The 15,648-nt window shown below is 66.5% G+C and carries 16 protein-coding genes and 1 other RNA gene; 14 read left to right on the top strand and 3 right to left on the bottom strand.

The window, feature by feature from the left end:
- Positions 1 to 270 precede the first annotated feature (270 nt).
- The 8 genes from SALB1_RS11230 to SALB1_RS11265 all read left to right on the top strand — a co-directional run bounded on the left by SALB1_RS11230 (position 271) and on the right by SALB1_RS11265 (position 7,077).
- Positions 271 to 1,203 carry an ABC transporter ATP-binding protein gene (locus SALB1_RS11230; protein ID WP_109993955.1) on the top strand — a complete coding sequence of 311 codons (933 nt, stop codon included), beginning with the start codon at positions 271 to 273 and terminating at the stop codon, positions 1,201 to 1,203.
- Complete coding sequence (locus tag SALB1_RS11235; protein ID WP_109993956.1) at positions 1,200 to 1,955, top strand: ABC transporter permease; 756 nt, start codon at positions 1,200 to 1,202, stop codon at positions 1,953 to 1,955. The genes SALB1_RS11230 and SALB1_RS11235 overlap by 4 nt, the downstream gene beginning before the upstream one ends.
- A 332-nt stretch (positions 1,956 to 2,287) precedes the next feature.
- Positions 2,288 to 2,530: a BolA family protein gene (locus SALB1_RS11240; protein ID WP_109993957.1), complete on the top strand. Its 243-nt coding sequence runs from the start codon at positions 2,288 to 2,290 to the stop codon at positions 2,528 to 2,530.
- Between the two features lies 1 nt (position 2,531).
- Positions 2,532 to 3,824 (top strand): UDP-N-acetylglucosamine 1-carboxyvinyltransferase, encoded by a 1,293-nt coding sequence (murA, locus tag SALB1_RS11245; protein WP_109993958.1) that lies wholly within the window; start codon positions 2,532 to 2,534, stop codon positions 3,822 to 3,824.
- A complete protein-coding gene (gene hisG / locus SALB1_RS11250; protein ID WP_179950659.1) occupies positions 3,821 to 4,480 on the top strand; it encodes an ATP phosphoribosyltransferase in 660 nt (219 codons plus the stop codon). Before murA ends, hisG begins: the two co-directional genes overlap by 4 nt.
- A gap of 2 nt (positions 4,481 to 4,482) precedes the next feature.
- Positions 4,483 to 5,787: a histidinol dehydrogenase gene (gene hisD, locus SALB1_RS11255; protein WP_109993959.1), complete on the top strand. Its 1,305-nt coding sequence runs from the start codon at positions 4,483 to 4,485 to the stop codon at positions 5,785 to 5,787.
- 181 nt (positions 5,788 to 5,968) lie between these two features.
- Entirely contained in the window at positions 5,969 to 6,598 is a 630-nt protein-coding gene (locus SALB1_RS11260) for a glutathione S-transferase N-terminal domain-containing protein (RefSeq protein WP_109993960.1), read from the top strand.
- Between the two features lie 26 nt (positions 6,599 to 6,624).
- Entirely contained in the window at positions 6,625 to 7,077 is a 453-nt protein-coding gene (locus tag SALB1_RS11265) for a ClpXP protease specificity-enhancing factor (RefSeq protein WP_109993961.1), read from the top strand.
- A 29-nt stretch (positions 7,078 to 7,106) separates the two neighbouring features.
- Here the strand turns inward: SALB1_RS11265 and SALB1_RS11270 are convergent, their stop codons facing one another.
- The 3 genes from SALB1_RS11270 to SALB1_RS11280 are packed head-to-tail and all read right to left on the bottom strand — an operon-like array spanning position 7,107 to position 10,103.
- Positions 7,107 to 7,715: an SIS domain-containing protein gene (locus SALB1_RS11270; RefSeq protein WP_109993962.1), complete on the bottom strand. Its 609-nt coding sequence runs from the start codon at positions 7,713 to 7,715 to the stop codon at positions 7,107 to 7,109.
- Positions 7,705 to 8,073 (bottom strand): YraN family protein, encoded by a 369-nt coding sequence (locus tag SALB1_RS11275; protein ID WP_199678775.1) that lies wholly within the window; start codon positions 8,071 to 8,073, stop codon positions 7,705 to 7,707. Before SALB1_RS11275 ends, SALB1_RS11270 begins: the two co-directional genes overlap by 11 nt.
- Positions 8,055 to 10,103, bottom strand: coding sequence for a penicillin-binding protein activator (locus SALB1_RS11280; RefSeq protein ID WP_158590713.1), 2,049 nt, complete (start codon positions 10,101 to 10,103; stop codon positions 8,055 to 8,057). Before SALB1_RS11280 ends, SALB1_RS11275 begins: the two co-directional genes overlap by 19 nt.
- A gap of 239 nt (positions 10,104 to 10,342) precedes the next feature.
- Here SALB1_RS11280 and rsmI point away from each other — a divergent pair, with 239 nt between their 5' ends.
- The 6 genes from rsmI to SALB1_RS11310 all read left to right on the top strand — a co-directional run bounded on the left by rsmI (position 10,343) and on the right by SALB1_RS11310 (position 15,647).
- A complete protein-coding gene (gene rsmI / locus SALB1_RS11285; protein ID WP_109993964.1) occupies positions 10,343 to 11,188 on the top strand; it encodes a 16S rRNA (cytidine(1402)-2'-O)-methyltransferase in 846 nt (281 codons plus the stop codon).
- 278 nt (positions 11,189 to 11,466) lie between these two features.
- An RNA gene (gene rnpB, locus SALB1_RS11290) (RNase P RNA component class A) lies at positions 11,467 to 11,821 on the top strand.
- A gap of 382 nt (positions 11,822 to 12,203) precedes the next feature.
- Complete coding sequence (gene mraZ, locus SALB1_RS11295) at positions 12,204 to 12,665, top strand: division/cell wall cluster transcriptional repressor MraZ (protein WP_158590714.1); 462 nt, start codon at positions 12,204 to 12,206, stop codon at positions 12,663 to 12,665.
- Between the two features lie 47 nt (positions 12,666 to 12,712).
- Positions 12,713 to 13,657: a 16S rRNA (cytosine(1402)-N(4))-methyltransferase RsmH gene (rsmH, locus tag SALB1_RS11300; protein WP_109993966.1), complete on the top strand. Its 945-nt coding sequence runs from the start codon at positions 12,713 to 12,715 to the stop codon at positions 13,655 to 13,657.
- Positions 13,654 to 13,923: a cell division protein FtsL gene (gene ftsL, locus SALB1_RS11305; protein ID WP_109993967.1), complete on the top strand. Its 270-nt coding sequence runs from the start codon at positions 13,654 to 13,656 to the stop codon at positions 13,921 to 13,923. The genes rsmH and ftsL overlap by 4 nt, the downstream gene beginning before the upstream one ends.
- Positions 13,920 to 15,647, top strand: coding sequence for a penicillin-binding protein 2 (locus tag SALB1_RS11310; RefSeq protein WP_109993968.1), 1,728 nt, complete (start codon positions 13,920 to 13,922; stop codon positions 15,645 to 15,647). The genes ftsL and SALB1_RS11310 overlap by 4 nt, the downstream gene beginning before the upstream one ends.
- Position 15,648 lies beyond the last annotated feature (1 nt).

Here is a 15,648-nt window from a genome sequence, read left to right on the forward strand (position 1 = left end):
GTCCCGAAGGGTTGGGCCGCCCATAAAAAAATTACTAGGGGCGCCCTGCGGCGTTGCAAGTCTGGGTCGTGGCACGCCCAGAGCCGGCGACTCGCGCCTTGCCGGACACGATTTGCGGTCTCCAACGCGGCGCTCGCACGAAACGGCAAAAGGCCCTAGCGCAGCTGTGCCAGGATCCGGTCAACCGCACACCTGAGGCGGGGTTGAGGTTGGGACGCCTGCACGCGGGGCGTATACTTCGCCGTCTTGCCCCGACCCAAATCCCATGCCATGACCGATACGGCGATATCCTTTCGGGATGTCCAGAAGCGTTATGCGACCACGCATGCGCTCAAGGGCGTGTCCTTCGATATCCGGCGCGGCGAATACTTCGGCCTACTGGGCCCGAACGGCGCCGGCAAATCCACATTGATCTCCATTACCGCTGGGCTGGCCCAGGCGACCTCCGGTTCGGTGGCGGTTCTGGGCCACGATGTCGTGGCCGACTACCGCGCTGCCCGCCGCGCGCTGGGCGTCGTGCCGCAGGAGCTGGTCTACGACCCGTTTTTCTCGGTCCGCGAAATGCTGCGCTTGCAGGCCGGTTATCAGGGCTGCGGCAAGGAAGTCTGGCCCTGGATCGACGAACTGCTCGAGCGCCTCGAACTCGAGGACAAGGGCGCGGATTCCATCCGTCAGTTGTCCGGCGGCATGAAGCGCCGTGTGCTGATCGCGCAGGCGCTGGTGCACAAGCCGGAAGTGGTGATCCTCGATGAGCCGACCGCCGGCGTGGACGTCGAACTGCGGCGTACGCTCTGGAAGTTCACCCGCGAGCTCAATCAGGCCGGCCATACCATCGTGCTGACTACGCACTACCTGGAAGAGGCCGAGGAACTGTGTGATCGCATCGCTATCCTCAACCACGGCGAGCTGCAGGTGCTGGAGGAAAAACAGGCGTTGCTGGATCGCCATCCCTACCGTTTTCTCTCGCTTGAATTGACCGGACAGGGGGGCGCGCTGCCCGCCGACGTCGAGCGGCTGGTGCAGGAGCGGCGCGGCGATACGCTCGATCTCAAATTGAGGCAGGGCGAGGATTTCATCGGCGACGTGATCGAAGGCATTCGCGACGCGGGCTATCGCATCACCGATGTGCATACCCGCGAGCCGTCGCTGGAGAATATTTTCGTCGAGCTGACGATGGATTCCGAAGACGAGGTGTCGGCATGAACTGGCGCGGCTGCTACACACTCTTCATCAAGGAAGTGCGGCGCTTCTACAGCGTCATTCTCCAGACCGTGGGCGCGCCGGTGATTACCGCGCTGCTGTATATGGCGGTATTCGGCCAGGTGCTGGCCGGCCAGACCATCGAGGGCGTGCGCGCGGTGGAATTCCTGGTGCCGGGGCTGATGATGATGAGCATCATTCAGAACTCGTTTGCCAATACCTCGTCGTCGATCACCCAGTCCAAGATCATGGGCAACCTGGTGTTTCTGCTGATGACCCCGCTGTCGGCCTTCGAGATCTACCTGGCCTATATCGCGGCGTCACTGGTGCGCGCGGTGCTGGTCGCAATCGTGCTCTATATCGTGACCCAGTTCTTCGTGCACGTGCCGATCCACGACCCGCTGCTGATGCTGGCGATGTTGATCTTCTCCGGGGGCACCCTCGCGGTGATGGGGCTGATCGCCGGTATTGTCGCCAACAAGTTCGATCATCTGGCGGCATTCCAGAATTTCTTCATCCTCCCGATGAGCTTTCTTTCGGGCGTGTTCTATTCCATTCACAATCTGCCGCCGTTCTGGCAGCAGGCGTCGTACTTCAACCCGTTCTTCTACATGATCGACGGGTTTCGACACGGCTTCTTCGGGGTCGGCGACGCCAACCCGCTGGTCAGCCTGATCGTGGCGGCGGTGTTCTTTACGCTGGTGTCGGTGATCGCCATCACCATGCTCGCGCGCGGCTACAAGATCCGTGACTGATGGGTATCCGGCGCGCGATGCCCGGGCGCCGGACCTGTCGCCGGTTCGCCCGGTGGGGTTTCGGCGCAGGTCCATCTGCCGCGAACATGCCGCAGCGAGCCCGAATGCCGGTATCGCGCCGCCGGATGTCGCGCCCGCGGTGTTTTCCCGGTACCCGTGTCTGTCAGGATGGCGTGACGCATGCCGCGGGCGGGCGGTGCCCGGCTTGATCGCAGTGCCGCCCGGATCGGCCGCTCGCGCCGTGTCACGGGATATCCGGCGCAGCGATGCGAGCCTTGTACGAAACATCGACAGGCTCTAGCATCTTGCGCCATTCATAGGAGGCCAGAGCCATGTACAGCCCAGACGCCATACGCGAACTCATCGAAGCCGGACTGCCGGATGCCGACGTCCAGGTCGCCGGTGACGACGGAACCCATTTCGCCGCCCGCGTGATCAGCCCGAGCTTTGCCGGCAAGGGCATCGTGGAGCAGCATCGCATGGTGTATGCCACGCTCGGCGAACGCATGGGCGACGAAATCCACGCCCTGTCGCTCAAGACCATGACGCCGGAACAGGCCGGCACCGCGTCGTAGCATGGACCTTCTGCGTATCGAGGGTGGGCCGCCTCTGAACGGGACCGTGCGCGCCTCGGGTGCGAAAAACGCCACGCTGCCGATCATGACGGCGGCGCTGCTGATCGACGAGCCGTTGTTCATCGAGAACGTGCCGCATCTCGAGGATGTGACCACGACCAATGTCCTGCTGGCGCACATGGGGGTTTCGGTGACTGTCGGCGACCATATGGCGATGCAGGCCGATGCCTCGACTCTGACCTCGTGCCTGGCGCCTTATGATCTGGTCAAGACCATGCGGGCCTCGATTCTCGTGCTCGGGCCCCTGCTGGCCAGGCGCGGCGAGGCGGAGGTCTCGTTGCCGGGCGGATGCGCGATCGGCGCCCGCCCCGTGGATATCCATCTGAGCGGTCTCGAGGCCATGGGGGCCGAGATTCGCGTCGAGTCCGGCTACGTCAAGGCGAAATGCAGCCGTCTCCGCGGCGCGCGCATCCCCATGGACACGGTCACGGTCACCGGCACCGAGAACCTCATGATGGCGGCGACGCTCGCCGATGGGGTGACGGTACTGGAAAACGCTGCGCGCGAGCCGGAGGTGGTCGATCTGGCGAATTGCCTGATCGCCATGGGCGCCGAAATCGAGGGCGCCGGTACTTCGACCATCACCGTTCGCGGCAAGCCGAAGCTGCACGGGGCCACCCATCGGGTAGTGCCCGACCGGATCGAGACCGGCACCTTTCTGGTGGCGGGCGCGGCCAGCCGCGGCCGGGTCACCGTCACGCATACCGATCCGCACTTGATCGACGTGGTGCTGGCCAAGCTGGCGCACGCGGGCGCCGAGGTGACGCGGGGCGCGGATTGGGTCAGCGTGGACATGCACGGCAAGCGACCCCGGCCGGTCGACGTGCGTACGGCGCCACACCCGGGCTTTCCGACCGATATGCAGGCCCAGTTCTGCGTGCTCAACGCCGTGGCCGACGGTGTCGGCATGGTCACCGAGACCGTGTTCGAAAATCGCTTCATGCATGTCTCCGAGTTGGAGCGCATGGGCGCCAGGATTCGCCAGGAAGGCCACACCGTGCGCGTGACCGGGGTCGAGAAGCTCACCGGTGCGCCGGTCATGGCAACCGACCTGCGGGCATCGGCCTCGTTGGTGATCGCCGGGCTGATCGCCGAAGGCATCACCGAAGTCCGGCGCATCTATCACATCGATCGCGGCTACGAATGTATCGAGGAGAAGATGGCGCAGCTCGGCGGCAGCATCCAGCGGGTGCCCGATCGTGCCCCGGTAACAGCAAAAGGTGTGGCGGTATGAGTAGCGCGGACCCGGATATCGTGACGCTGGCCCTGTCCAAGGGCCGGATCCTGGAAGATACGCTGCCGGTGCTGGCCGCGGCCGGCATCGAGCCGGAGGTCGATCCCGGGGCCTCGCGCAAGCTCGTGTTCGAGACCAACAAATCCGGCCTGCGACTGCTGGTGATCCGGGCTTCGGACGTGCCCACGTTCGTGTCCTACGGCGCGGCCGATGTCGGTGTGGCCGGCAAGGATGTGCTGATCGAGCATGGCGGTTCGGATCTTTACGAGCCGCTGGATCTGGGCATCGCCACGTGCCGATTGATGACGGCAGGGCTGCCCGGCGCGATGGAGGCGGCCCGCCATCGCCCGCTGCGGGTGGCGACCAAGTACGTGGAAACGGCGCGCGCCCATTTCGCACATATCGGCCGCCAGGTCGAGATCATCAAGCTCTATGGCTCGATGGAGCTGGCGCCCCTGGTCGGCCTGGCGGATGTCATCGTCGATCTCGTCGACACCGGCAACACGCTGCGGGCCAACGGCCTGGAGCCGTTCGATGTGCTCGAGCAGATCAGTGCGCGCCTGGTGGTGAACAAGGCCGCCCAGAAAATGAAACACGCCGCCATCGGTGAGCTGGTCGAGCTGTTCGACCGGGGCGCGGCGGGGCAGGCGGCGTGAGCATGCGGCGACTGGATACCGCTGCGGCGGATTTTGCGTCGCGTTTCGCGGCCCTGACCGACCGCGACAGCCCGGCCCAGACCGAGATCGACGCGCGGGCCGCGGCGATCATCGCCGACGTGCGCCGCCGCGGCGACGAGGCCGTGCTCGAATATACCCGGACCCTGGATCGACGCCCCGATGTCGCGTTCGATGCGCTGGAAATTCCGCGGTCGCGCATGGCCGCGGCCCGCGATGCGCTGGCGGTCGAGGATCGCCGTGCGCTCGAGGCCGCGGCCGATCGGATCGCCGCGTTCGCCGAATCGCAGAAGATTGCGCCCCTGCGTTACCACGACGAGGACGGCAACGAACTCGGCCAGATTGTGCGCCCGATCGAGCGGGCCGGCGTCTACGCCCCCGGCGGCAAGGCGGCCTACCCCTCCAGCGTGTTGATGAACAGCGTGCCGGCGAAAGTCGCGGGGGTGGCCGAAATCGTCCTGGTATCGCCGGCCCCGGAGGGCACGGTCAATGAATGGGTGCTGGCCGCGGCCGCGGTCGCCGGGGTGGATCGCTTTTTCACCATCGGGGGCGCCCAGGCCGTGGCCGCACTTGCCTATGGCACGTCACGCATCCCCGAAGTCGATAAGATCGTCGGCCCCGGCAATGCCTACGTCGCCTCGGCCAAGCGCCAGGTGTTCGGGCGCGTCGGCATCGAATCCGTAGCCGGCCCGTCGGAAGTGCTGATCGTCGCCGATGGCACGGGCAATCCGGACTGGGCCGCGCTCGACCTGTTCGCCCAGGCCGAGCATGACGAAATGGCCCGCGCCATCCTGGTCAGCCCCGATGCCGATTACCTTGCCGCGGTCGAAGCGGCCGTGGCGCGCCTGATCGACGACCAGCCGCGGGCGGCGATCATCCGGGCCGCGCTGGACGGCCACGGTGCCCTGATTCGTTGCGCCGATCTGGATGAGGCGATCGGCCTGGTCAACACCATCGCGCCCGAGCATCTGGAACTGGCGGTGGACGAACCGGAATCGCTGCTCGACGGCATCCGTCATGCCGGGGCGATCTTCATGGGCCATCGCACGCCGGAAGCCTTCGGCGACTACTGCGCCGGGCCCAATCACGTGCTGCCGACCGGGCGTACGGCGCGGTTCTCCTCGGCGCTCGGTGCCTACGATTTCCAGAAGCGCATCTCGCTGGTCTCGGCCAGCGAGGCCGGGGCCCGGCGTCTGGCGCCGATTGCGGTGCGATTGGCCGAGGGCGAAGGGCTGCATGCGCACGCCGCCTCCGCCGCGGCGCGGGCGCAAGCTGCGAAGTCGGAGTGACCCGAACGGGGCGCAACGCTCGCCCCCGCGTCGTTTTGCAGTCCGTGCCCCGGGGATGGTTGCACGCATTCGAGCGCGCACCGGCGTGCTATAGTCGGGCGGACGATCACAGGCATCCGCGCGATGACTCGCGCGCGGGCCGGCATTCCTGCCGCCCGCCGGTGTCGAACAGGAAACAAGTATGGCTCGCCGTTCCTCGATTACTCTCTACAGCCACCCCAACTCGGTGCATAGTCATCGTGTCCGGTTGGTCATGGCCGAGAAGGGCGTGGCGAATTACGACGTCGTCGAATTGCGCGAGGACGAGCAGAGCGAGGACCTGATCGATCTGAATCCGTACAACACGGTGCCGACGCTGGTCGATCGCGAGCTGGTGGTCTACGATCCGCGGATCATCGTCGAGTACATCGACGAGCGGTATCCGCATCCGCCGCTGATGCCGGTCGACCCGGTGCTGCGGGCCCAGTACCGGCTGGCGATCTTCCGCATGGAGTCCGATCTTTATGCGCTGTGCGAGGATCTGGAAGGCACGCCGGCGGTGGCCCGCAAGGCGCGCGCGCGCATGACCGAACTGTTGACCACGCTGGCCGCCGAATTCGCGCCCAAGCAATACATCGGCGAGGAATTCTCGCTCTTGGATTGTACGCTGGCGCCCATACTGTGGCGGCTGGATCATTATCAAGTGAGCCTGCCGGCCAGGCATGGCGAGCGGCTCGGGCAGTACGCCGCGCGATTGTTCGCGCGGCCGGCCTTCGAGGCGAGTCTGTCCGCCGAGGAAGCCGACATGCGACCGGCGCTGGCGGCGCACTGAGCCAACGACGACGAGGCGAAACCCGAATGGCCGAACTCACTTCGCGACGCCCCTATCTCATCCGGGCGCTGTATGACTGGGTGCTCGACAACGATCTGACGCCGCACCTGCTGGTGGCCGCCGATGCCCCGGGCGTCGACGTGCCGCGCCAGTTCGTGACCGACGACGGCAAGATCACGATCAATGTCAGCCCGACCGCAGTCCGGGGGCTGGCGCTGGAGAACCAGTTGATCAGTTTCTCCGCGCGTTTTTCCGGCGCCAACCACAACATTGCCATACCGCCGGGCGCGGTACTTGCGTTGTATGCCCGCGAGAATGGCGAGGGGATGCTCTTCGGAGAGGTCGAGGAAACCGAGACTGCCAGCGAGGAGACCATCGCCGGCCCATCGACCGATGCCGGTCAGACCGGCGACGATGCGGATAATGGTGACGGTGCCCCGGCGCGCAAGAAGCATCCGCATCTCAAGGTCGTGAAATAGCGCCGGCGACGCCACCCGGCGGCCGCCCGTCATTCGGCCGCTAGCGCATCCTCGATCAACCGGCAGACGCAGTGGATGAGCAACAGATGCATCTCCTGAATGCGGGCGGTCACCTCGGAGGCGGCGCGTAACTCGATATCGGTGCGGCCGAGTTGGCCGGCGATGGTGCCGCCGTCGCGACCGGTGAGTGCGATCACCGACATGCCGCGGGCGTGCGCCGTGTCGATGGCATGGACGACGTTCGGCGAATGGCCACTGGTCGAGATCGCGAGCAGGATGTCGCCCGGCTGGCCGAGCGCTTCGATCTGACGGGAGAATATGCGCTCGTAGCCGGCATCGTTGGCGATCGCCGTCAACGTCGAACTTTCGGTCACCAGCGATATCGCCGCCAGCGCACGACGGTTGCGCTCGAAGCGGTTCACCAGCTCCGAGGCGAAATGCTGGGCGTCGCCGGCCGATCCGCCGTTGCCGCAGGCCAGGATCTTGCCGCCGGCATCGCAACAGGCGGACACGCGTTCGGCCACTTCGGGGAGCGAGGCGCGCGTCCTCGCGAGGGTGTCTTCATTCGCCCGCCGGCTGTCTGCGAACAGCTGGCTGACGATGCGCTCGGCATCGCCGGGCGCGGCATCATTCGGCATGGAAGGCATTCTCTATCCAGTTGAAGTCGTCGCTATCGTCCACCCCGACCACATCGAAGCGCACGGCAAGATCGGCGTACTCGGGGTGCGCGGCCAGCAGATGTCGCGTGGCGAGTACGATGCGCCGCTGCTTGCGCGGGGTCACGCTGGCGACCGCACCGCCGTAGTCGTCACGGCTGCGATAGCGCACCTCGACCACGACCAGCAAATCCGCCGTGCGATAGACCAGATCCAGCTCGCCGCCGCGCACGGTGTAGTTGCGCGCGACGCGCTTCCAGCCGTGACGCCGGGCCGCACGGTCCACGCGGGTCTCGGCGTCACGCCCGACCGTCAGCCGGCTCAGCCGCCCGACGACCACGAACCGTTGCCGCTCGACGGCGAGGGTTGGGGTTGCGGCTGGGGCTGACCCGATACCGTCCCCGGGGTTGAGCTTACGCCGGTCGTCGAGCCCGACGTCGAGCTCGCGGGTGCGTTCGCGCCCCCGGGCAGGGCCGGGCCGGGCTGCCGGGACTCGGCGTCGCCGGTCTTGGCCTGGCTGATCGACGGCATCGTCAGCGTCTGGGGGCGGCCGCCGTGGAATACGGCCCAGCCGAGATAGCGTTTGATGCGGCCATCCGGCTGCACCGACAGCACGCCGGTCATGCCTTCAATGGGCTGGCCCGACGACAGCCCGCTGTGGTCGAGGCGGCGCGCCAGCAGCCAGGCATCCATGCCCATGGCGAACAGTCGCGAATAGGACGTGGCCTCTGCGCCGTAGGCCTGGGCGGCTTCCGCGCGCAGGCGCGTGATGGTGCCGCCGTGGCCGAGCAGCCAGGGCATGTCCACGAAGTGGACGTCGTCCAGATCCACATCCTCGCCCGGATTGACGGTGCCGGAAAAGGCATGCGAGGTGGTGATCATGGGCAGATCGGTGGCGTGGTAGTACTTGAGCTGACTGCGAATCAGGCGCGCCTGAACCGGCTGCGCAGCGACGAAGATGAAGTCCGCCTTGTTCTGATTTTGCAGTACGGCCTGGATCGCCTTGCTGTGATCGTGGCTGCTTTCGTCGTAGGTCTGGTAACCGATCAGCTGGCCGCCCCGCGCGGTCAGGGCGCTGCGGAATGCATCCAGCACGCGATTGCCCCAGTCGCTGCTGGGTACCAGCGCGAGCGCGTGGCTGTAGCCCGCCTGCACGGCATGGGCGGCGGCCGATTTGGCTTCGTCTTCCGGCGCCAGGCTGAATTGATAGAAGCCAGGCCGGTTGTTGTCGTTGTCCGGCGTGTTGAGTGCGATCTCCGGCATCGGCGTCGACCGTTTGGACATCGCCGTAACCTTGGTCTTGTCCAGCGGGCCCACGAGGATGCCGACGTTGTCGTTTTGCGCCTGCGAGACCAGTGCCTGGGGCGACATGTCGTCGCTGTTGTAGATCAGCGGCTGCGGCATGCCCTCCGGCTTGTTCTGGTAGGCGAACATGAAACCGTCGCGAATGGCCTGGGCTGCGTTCTGGAACTGGCCGGTCAAGGGCAGGGCGATGGCGACCTGATTGCTGCTCGGCTGGGGCCCCTGACCCGATGGCGTGCCGTTGGGCCGGCCCGGCTGGTGCGGCGCGAGTTGGGTCGCCCCGGCGTAGTGAAAGCGCTGGGTCAGGATGTCTCGATTCGCCGGGTGTCGGGGGTACTGCTTCTGCCAGTTCGACAGCGCCTTGTTGCGCGCGGCGCGATCCGGGAATTGCTGCTGGCCGATGGCCGCCAGCGCCAGCCAGCCGCGCGTGGTCCGGCCCGCGTCGGCAGCGGCGCGGCTGTGGGGGCCGATGCCCAGCCCGATCGCATCCAGTGCCTTGTCGTAGATGCGATTGTCATTGGCACGTACGGCGCGGTCGTTCATCAGCCAGACATCGCGCTGCACCAGCGCTTGAATGCCCTGCACCAGGTCATCGTTGGCGAAGTGCAGATCGGCGCGTTTTTCCCATACGCGCTGGGCCACGGACGGCGGCGTATTGCGTGCCGGACGGGGCAGGCGGGCCAGGGCCTCGTCCGGCGACAGATTGGCGATCGATATCTCGCGCTGCGCCAGGTTGTAGCGGGCCCGGTTGGTGTGACTCAGGCTGCCCGGATTGATGCCGGCGAGCAGCTGGCGAGCGGTCTGGGCGTCGCCGCCCTGGGCCGCGGCCAAGCCGGCCTCGAAGCGGTAATGGCGCCGGGCATCGCTCTGGCCCGCCTGGCTGGCCGCGCGCATGTAATCGTGAACGGCCGCCTTGTAGTGGCCGGTGGCGGCAGCCTTGGCCGCGGCGTCGGCGGGGCTGGTCGGCTGTGAGGGCGGGCCGCCGGCCATCTGCGTCGCACAACCGGCCATGGCCACGGCGGCGGCCACGATCGCTGCGGCCCGCAGGCCTGCCTTGAACACTGTCATGATGATTGCTCCCAGCAGAGGGTCATGCCACGCAGTCCCCCCGCTGCGCGACGGTTGCCGCATAATATCAGCGCGCAAGCGGCGGCGTCGCGCGTATGGGTCGTGGCCAGCCGCAATGCAGCACCCGCGCCCTGCAGCACGCGATTGGCGGTCTTCGATGCGCTGCCCGCACGAAACCGCAACTGGCGCTGGGGCGCCCCCGCTCGTGTTGATCTGGTTTTACCGAAAAGGACGTCATCATGCCTTCGCCCGCGGCAACCCTTTCGATCGTCGCCACGCCGATCGGCAATCTCGATGATATGTCCGCCCGCGCGCGCGACGTGCTGGCCACGGCCGACGTGATCGCGGCGGAGGATACCCGCCACAGCCGGCGGCTGACCGCGCATCTGGGTATCGGCACACCGTTGATGTCGCTGCACGAACATAACGAGGCGGCGCGGATCGAGCCGATTCTCGAGCGGCTGGCGGCCGGCGAGCGCGTGGCCCTGATCAGCGACGCCGGGACCCCGCTGATCAGCGATCCGGGCTATGCGCTGGTGGCGGCTGTGCGGGCGGCCGGCCATGCCGTGGTGGCGGTGCCGGGGCCGTGTGCTGCGATTGCGGCCCTGTCGGTCGCCGGGCTGGCCACCGATCGATTCGTCTTTGAAGGATTCCTGCCGGGCAAGGCCGGTGCGCGTCGGGCCCGGCTCGATGCGCTTGCCGATGAGCCGCGCACCCTGGTGTGTTACGAATCCAGCCATCGCATCGCGGCGACTGCCGCCGATCTCGCCGCGCGCTTCGGCGAGCGCCGGGTGGTGCTGGCGCGCGAGCTGACCAAGCTGCATGAGCAGAGCGTGGCGCTCAGCGCGGCCGAGCTGCCGGCCTGGCTGGCCGGCGACGACAATCGCCGGCGCGGTGAGTTCGTGCTGGTGATCGCGGGCGCGCCGGAGCGCGCAGCCGCCACGGGGGAAATCGCCCTGGACGCGCTGCTCGCCGAGCTCGTGCCCGTCGCCGGTACCAAAAAGGCCGCCGCCATCGCCGCACGTCTGACCGGCACGGCGCGCAATGCCGCCTATCAGCGCGCGCTGGAACTGGCCGGTTATTAACCCGGCACAAAAATAGATGATTTTTCGGGTTAATAGCGCGAGTATGCGACCGCATGCTCGCCGCGACCATCGGCCGCGAAGCCTTTGAAAATAAAAAACGGACAGGCGCCGGCTTTTATTTTTGAAGGCGTTGAAAACAGCTGATGAAGTCAGCTGTTTTGATGCCGGATTAATAGCGACGCCCTGCCGCGATTTCGGCCGCGATTGGCCGGCGCTGGCACATGGCTTCGGGCGCAGGGCTCGCGTCGCGCGCCGCGAGCGCCTAGAATCCGTCGCTCGGAGTCGGCCGCGCAGTCGCGGCGCCGCTTTGCGGCGTCGAGGAAAGTCCGGGCTCCATAGGGCAGGACGCCAGGTAACCCCTGGGAGGCGCGAGTCTACGGAAAGTGCAACAGAGAGCAGACCGCCTAAGGTTCGCGCAAGCGAACCCGGTAAGGGTGAAACGGTGCGGTAAGAGCGCACCGCGCGGCCGGCAACGGTTCGTGGCACGGTAAACCCCGTCCGGAGCAAGACCAAATAGGAGGACGACGTGCGGCCCGCACAGTCCTCGGGTAGGTCGCATGAGGCTGCCGGTGACGGCAGTCCCAGATGAATGGCTGCGCGCGACAGAACCCGGCTTACAGGCCGACTCCGATTCTCTTTTGTCATGGGGGCGCCCCGAGTCGGCCGACCGCGGCGCCCTCGATGTGGCGAGGGCCGGCAACCCACCGCCACGCGATCCCACCCACTTTCTCCCACCAATGTCGAGCCGGCGTGCTCGCGCGCCCTGTTTTGCCTGTTTTGGGCTTATTTTAGCTGTATGCATATACAGAATTTCAGGCCAAGCGGTTGAACGTAAAGTCGAAAGAATTGCTTTTTCGCTTGACGAATCCGGGTCGGAAATGGCTTGGAACCCGCTGATTGGCGGGGTTTTTTGCCCTGCCGAGAAACTTGACACTCTGTTTTGGCACTGCCTATAGTGGCGTTGAAGGGCGAGAAGTGGGGTAAAGTGGGTTAAATCGACGAGCAGGAACCTCCAGTGTTCAAGGGGTCGCATTCGGTCACGATTGACGCCAAGGGTCGCATTGCGATCCCGGCGTCCTATCGGCAGTCGTTGATCGATGACTGCGGCGGCCGGCTTGTGATCACACGCCATTGGGACGGCTGCCTGCTGATTTATCCCGGCCCCGAATTTCAGGCTTTCGAACAGCAGTTGCTGTCCCGCGGCAGCTTGAATCCGAAGGTGCGCGACATTCAGCGGTTTTTCATTGGCAATGCACGCGATATCGACATGGATCGCCAGGGCCGGCTATTGCTGCCGGCAACGCTGCGTGCGGCTGCCCGGCTGGAGGCCAAGGCGGTGCTGTCGGGCATCGGCAATCTGTTCGAACTCTGGGACGAAGACACCTTCAACCAGCGCAATGCCGATACCGCGGACACGCTGGCCGATGACGCCGCCAACGGCGATCTGCCCGACGTGTTGATGGACATCAGTCTATGAACGCGCGCCGACCATCCACTGCCACCGCGCCGAGGTTCGCCCCCGCCATGGCCGCCGAACATCAACCGGTTCTGCTCGATGCCGCGCTGGCGGCACTCGCCCTGCGCCCGGACGGCGTGTATGTGGACGCCACTTTCGGGCGCGGCGGGCATACCGCCGCCATTCTCGACCGTCTGGGGCCGGGCGGCCGGGTGATTGCGTTCGATCAGGATCCGGACGCCGAACGCCATGCGCAGGCGCTGGCGGCCACCGACACCCGGTTTGTCTTCGTGCGCGCGTCGTTCGCCGATATGGCCGATGCCCTGGCCGCGCGCGCGATTCACGATGTCGACGGCGTGCTGTTCGACCTGGGGGTGTCTTCGCCCCAGTTCGACGTGGCCGAGCGCGGATTCTCGTTCCGCCATGCCGGCCCGCTGGACATGCGCATGAACCCTGAGGCCGGCACGCCGTTGTCGGACTGGCTGGCGCGAGCCAGCCACGGCGAGATCGCCCGCGTGATCAAGACGCTGGGCGAGGAGCCGATGGCCGGGCGCATCGCTGCTGCCATTCTCGACGCCCGTGCCGAAGGCCGGCTCACCGACACGGCGGCGCTGGCCGCCGTGATCAAGCGCGCCATTCCGGCACGGGTGGCCGCGGGCAAGCGCGTGCATCCGGCCACGCGCACGTTCCAGGCGTTTCGCATGCATGTCAACGACGAGCTTGGCGCGCTGGATGCCGGTCTGGCGGCCGGCCTGTCCGCGCTCGCGCCGGGCGGGCGGATCGCGGTAATCAGTTTTCATTCGTTGGAGGATCGGCGGGTCAAACGGTTTTTCCGGCATCAGGCGCGACCGCCGCAGCCCGAGCTGCCGATGGCGCCGGCGATTGAGCCGGCGCTGCGTCTGGTGGGCAAGCCGGCGACCGCGAACGAGGCCGAGCTGGCCGCCAACCCGCGTGCCCGCAGCGCGATCATGCGGGTGGCCGAGCGCACCGCGGCCGATGAGGTGGCGCCGTGACCCGCCGCGTGCTGGTGCTGCTCACCCTGCTGGCGCTCAACGTGATTAGCGCGATCGGGGTGGTGGAATCCACGCACAGGACGCGCGAACTTTTTCACCAGTTGCAGTCGGCCCGCCTGACCCAGGACCAGCTGACCACCAAGTGGGCGCAGATCCAGCTCGAGGACAGCGCCTGGGCCAGCCCGGACCGGGTCTCTCAGGTGGCCCGTAACAAGCTCGGCATGATCCAGCCGCGCCACTACGTCGTGCTCGGAGACAAGCAGTGAGCCGGGATGACGAGCCGCAACACTTCACGCCTTCGCGCTGGCGTGCCTGGTTCGTGCTCGGCGTGTTCGTCGTGTTCGGGTCCGCGCTGGTCTGGCGTGCGGTCGATCTGCAGGTTGTCGACGAGCAGTTCCTGACCCATCAGGGCGATATCCGCCATGTGCGCACGGTCAAGGTGCCGGCGCATCGTGGCGCGATCGTCGATCGCAACGGCCGCCCGCTGGCGCTGTCGGCGCCCACTGAGTCGGTCTGGGCGGTGCCCTCGGCGGTGCTCAAGGCACCGCAGAAGCTCGGCGCGCTGGCGTCGCGTCTCGGCATGGCCAAAAGCGACCTGAAAAGCGACCTGGAACAGCACAAGAGCCGCCAGTTCCTGTATCTCAAGCGCCAGTTGTCGCCCTACGATGCGCACCGGGTGATGGCGGTGGGGGCGCCGGGGATCTTCCTGCAGCGCGAATACAAGCGTTATTACCCGGCCGGCGAGGCCGCCGCCCAGCTGGTGGGGCTGACCAATATCGACGGCAAGGGGCAATCGGGCCTGGAGCTGGCGCGCAACAGCTTTCTGTCCGGCTCGCCCGGCGAGCGCAAGGTGGTCAAGGACGGCCTGGGCCGCGTGGTCGACGACCTCGATGAGTTCAAGGCGCCTCATCCCGGCCATGATCTCAAGTTGACGATCGATTCGCGGCTGCAGTACCTGGCCTATCGCAACATCAAGGAAGCGGTACTCAGCCACAAGGCCAAGGACGGCACCGTGGTCATGCTGAACCCGGATAACGGCCAGCTGCTGGCGGTGGCCTCCTATCCGAGCTTCAACCCGAACGACCGCTCCACGATAAATCAGGCCGGCATGCGCCTGCGTGCCGCTACCGACGTGATGGAGCCAGGTTCCACGGCCAAGCCGATCGTGCTCTCGGGCGCGCTCGACAAGGGGCTCTACACCACGTCGAGCATCATCCATACCAAGGGCTGGTTCATGGTCGGCCGCCTCACGGTCAAGGACGAGCTCAACTACGGCGACGAGGATTTCGCCAAGATTCTGCAGAAATCGTCCAACGTCGGCGCGGCTCATGTTGGTTTGAAGATGGGCCCCAAGCGCGTCTGGCAGGATTTTCGCAACTTCGGCTTCGGTGAAACCACCGGCAGCGGCTTCCCGGGCGAGCGCTTCGGGGTGCTGCGCGACTACTACACCTGGGACAACGTCGAAACCGCGACGGCCTCCTATGGCTACGGCTTTGCGGTCACGCCGCTGCAGTTGGCCCGTGCCTACGGGGCGATTGCCGATAAGGGCAAGCTGCGCAGCCTGCGCCTGATTCTCGGCAAGGGCGCGGACATGCACCCGCCGCCGCAGCAGGCGATCAAGCCGTCCACGGCCGCGACCATGCGCCAGCTGCTGCGCGGCGTGATCAGTCCGCAGGGCACGGCCGAGCGGGCCAAGATTCCCGGTTACACCGTGGCCGGCAAGACCGGCACGGCGCGCAAGATCAGCGATGACGGTTATCACCACAATCAGCACCGCGCGTTGTTCGTGGGCATGGCCCCGGCCAAGCACCCCCGGCTGGTCACGCTGGTGGTGGTGGATAACCCGACCAAGGGCTCCTACTACGGCGGCACCGTCGCTGCGCCCGTGTTCTCCCGGATCATGCAGAGCGCGCTGCGCATCCTGCATGTACCGCCCGACAAGCCGGGCGTGCTCACGGCAGCCGCCGACTCATCGACGGCGGGAGGCTAGG

This window comes from Salinisphaera sp. LB1 (assembly GCF_003177035.1).
In the GTDB taxonomy this organism is placed as follows: domain Bacteria; phylum Pseudomonadota; class Gammaproteobacteria; order Nevskiales; family Salinisphaeraceae; genus Salinisphaera.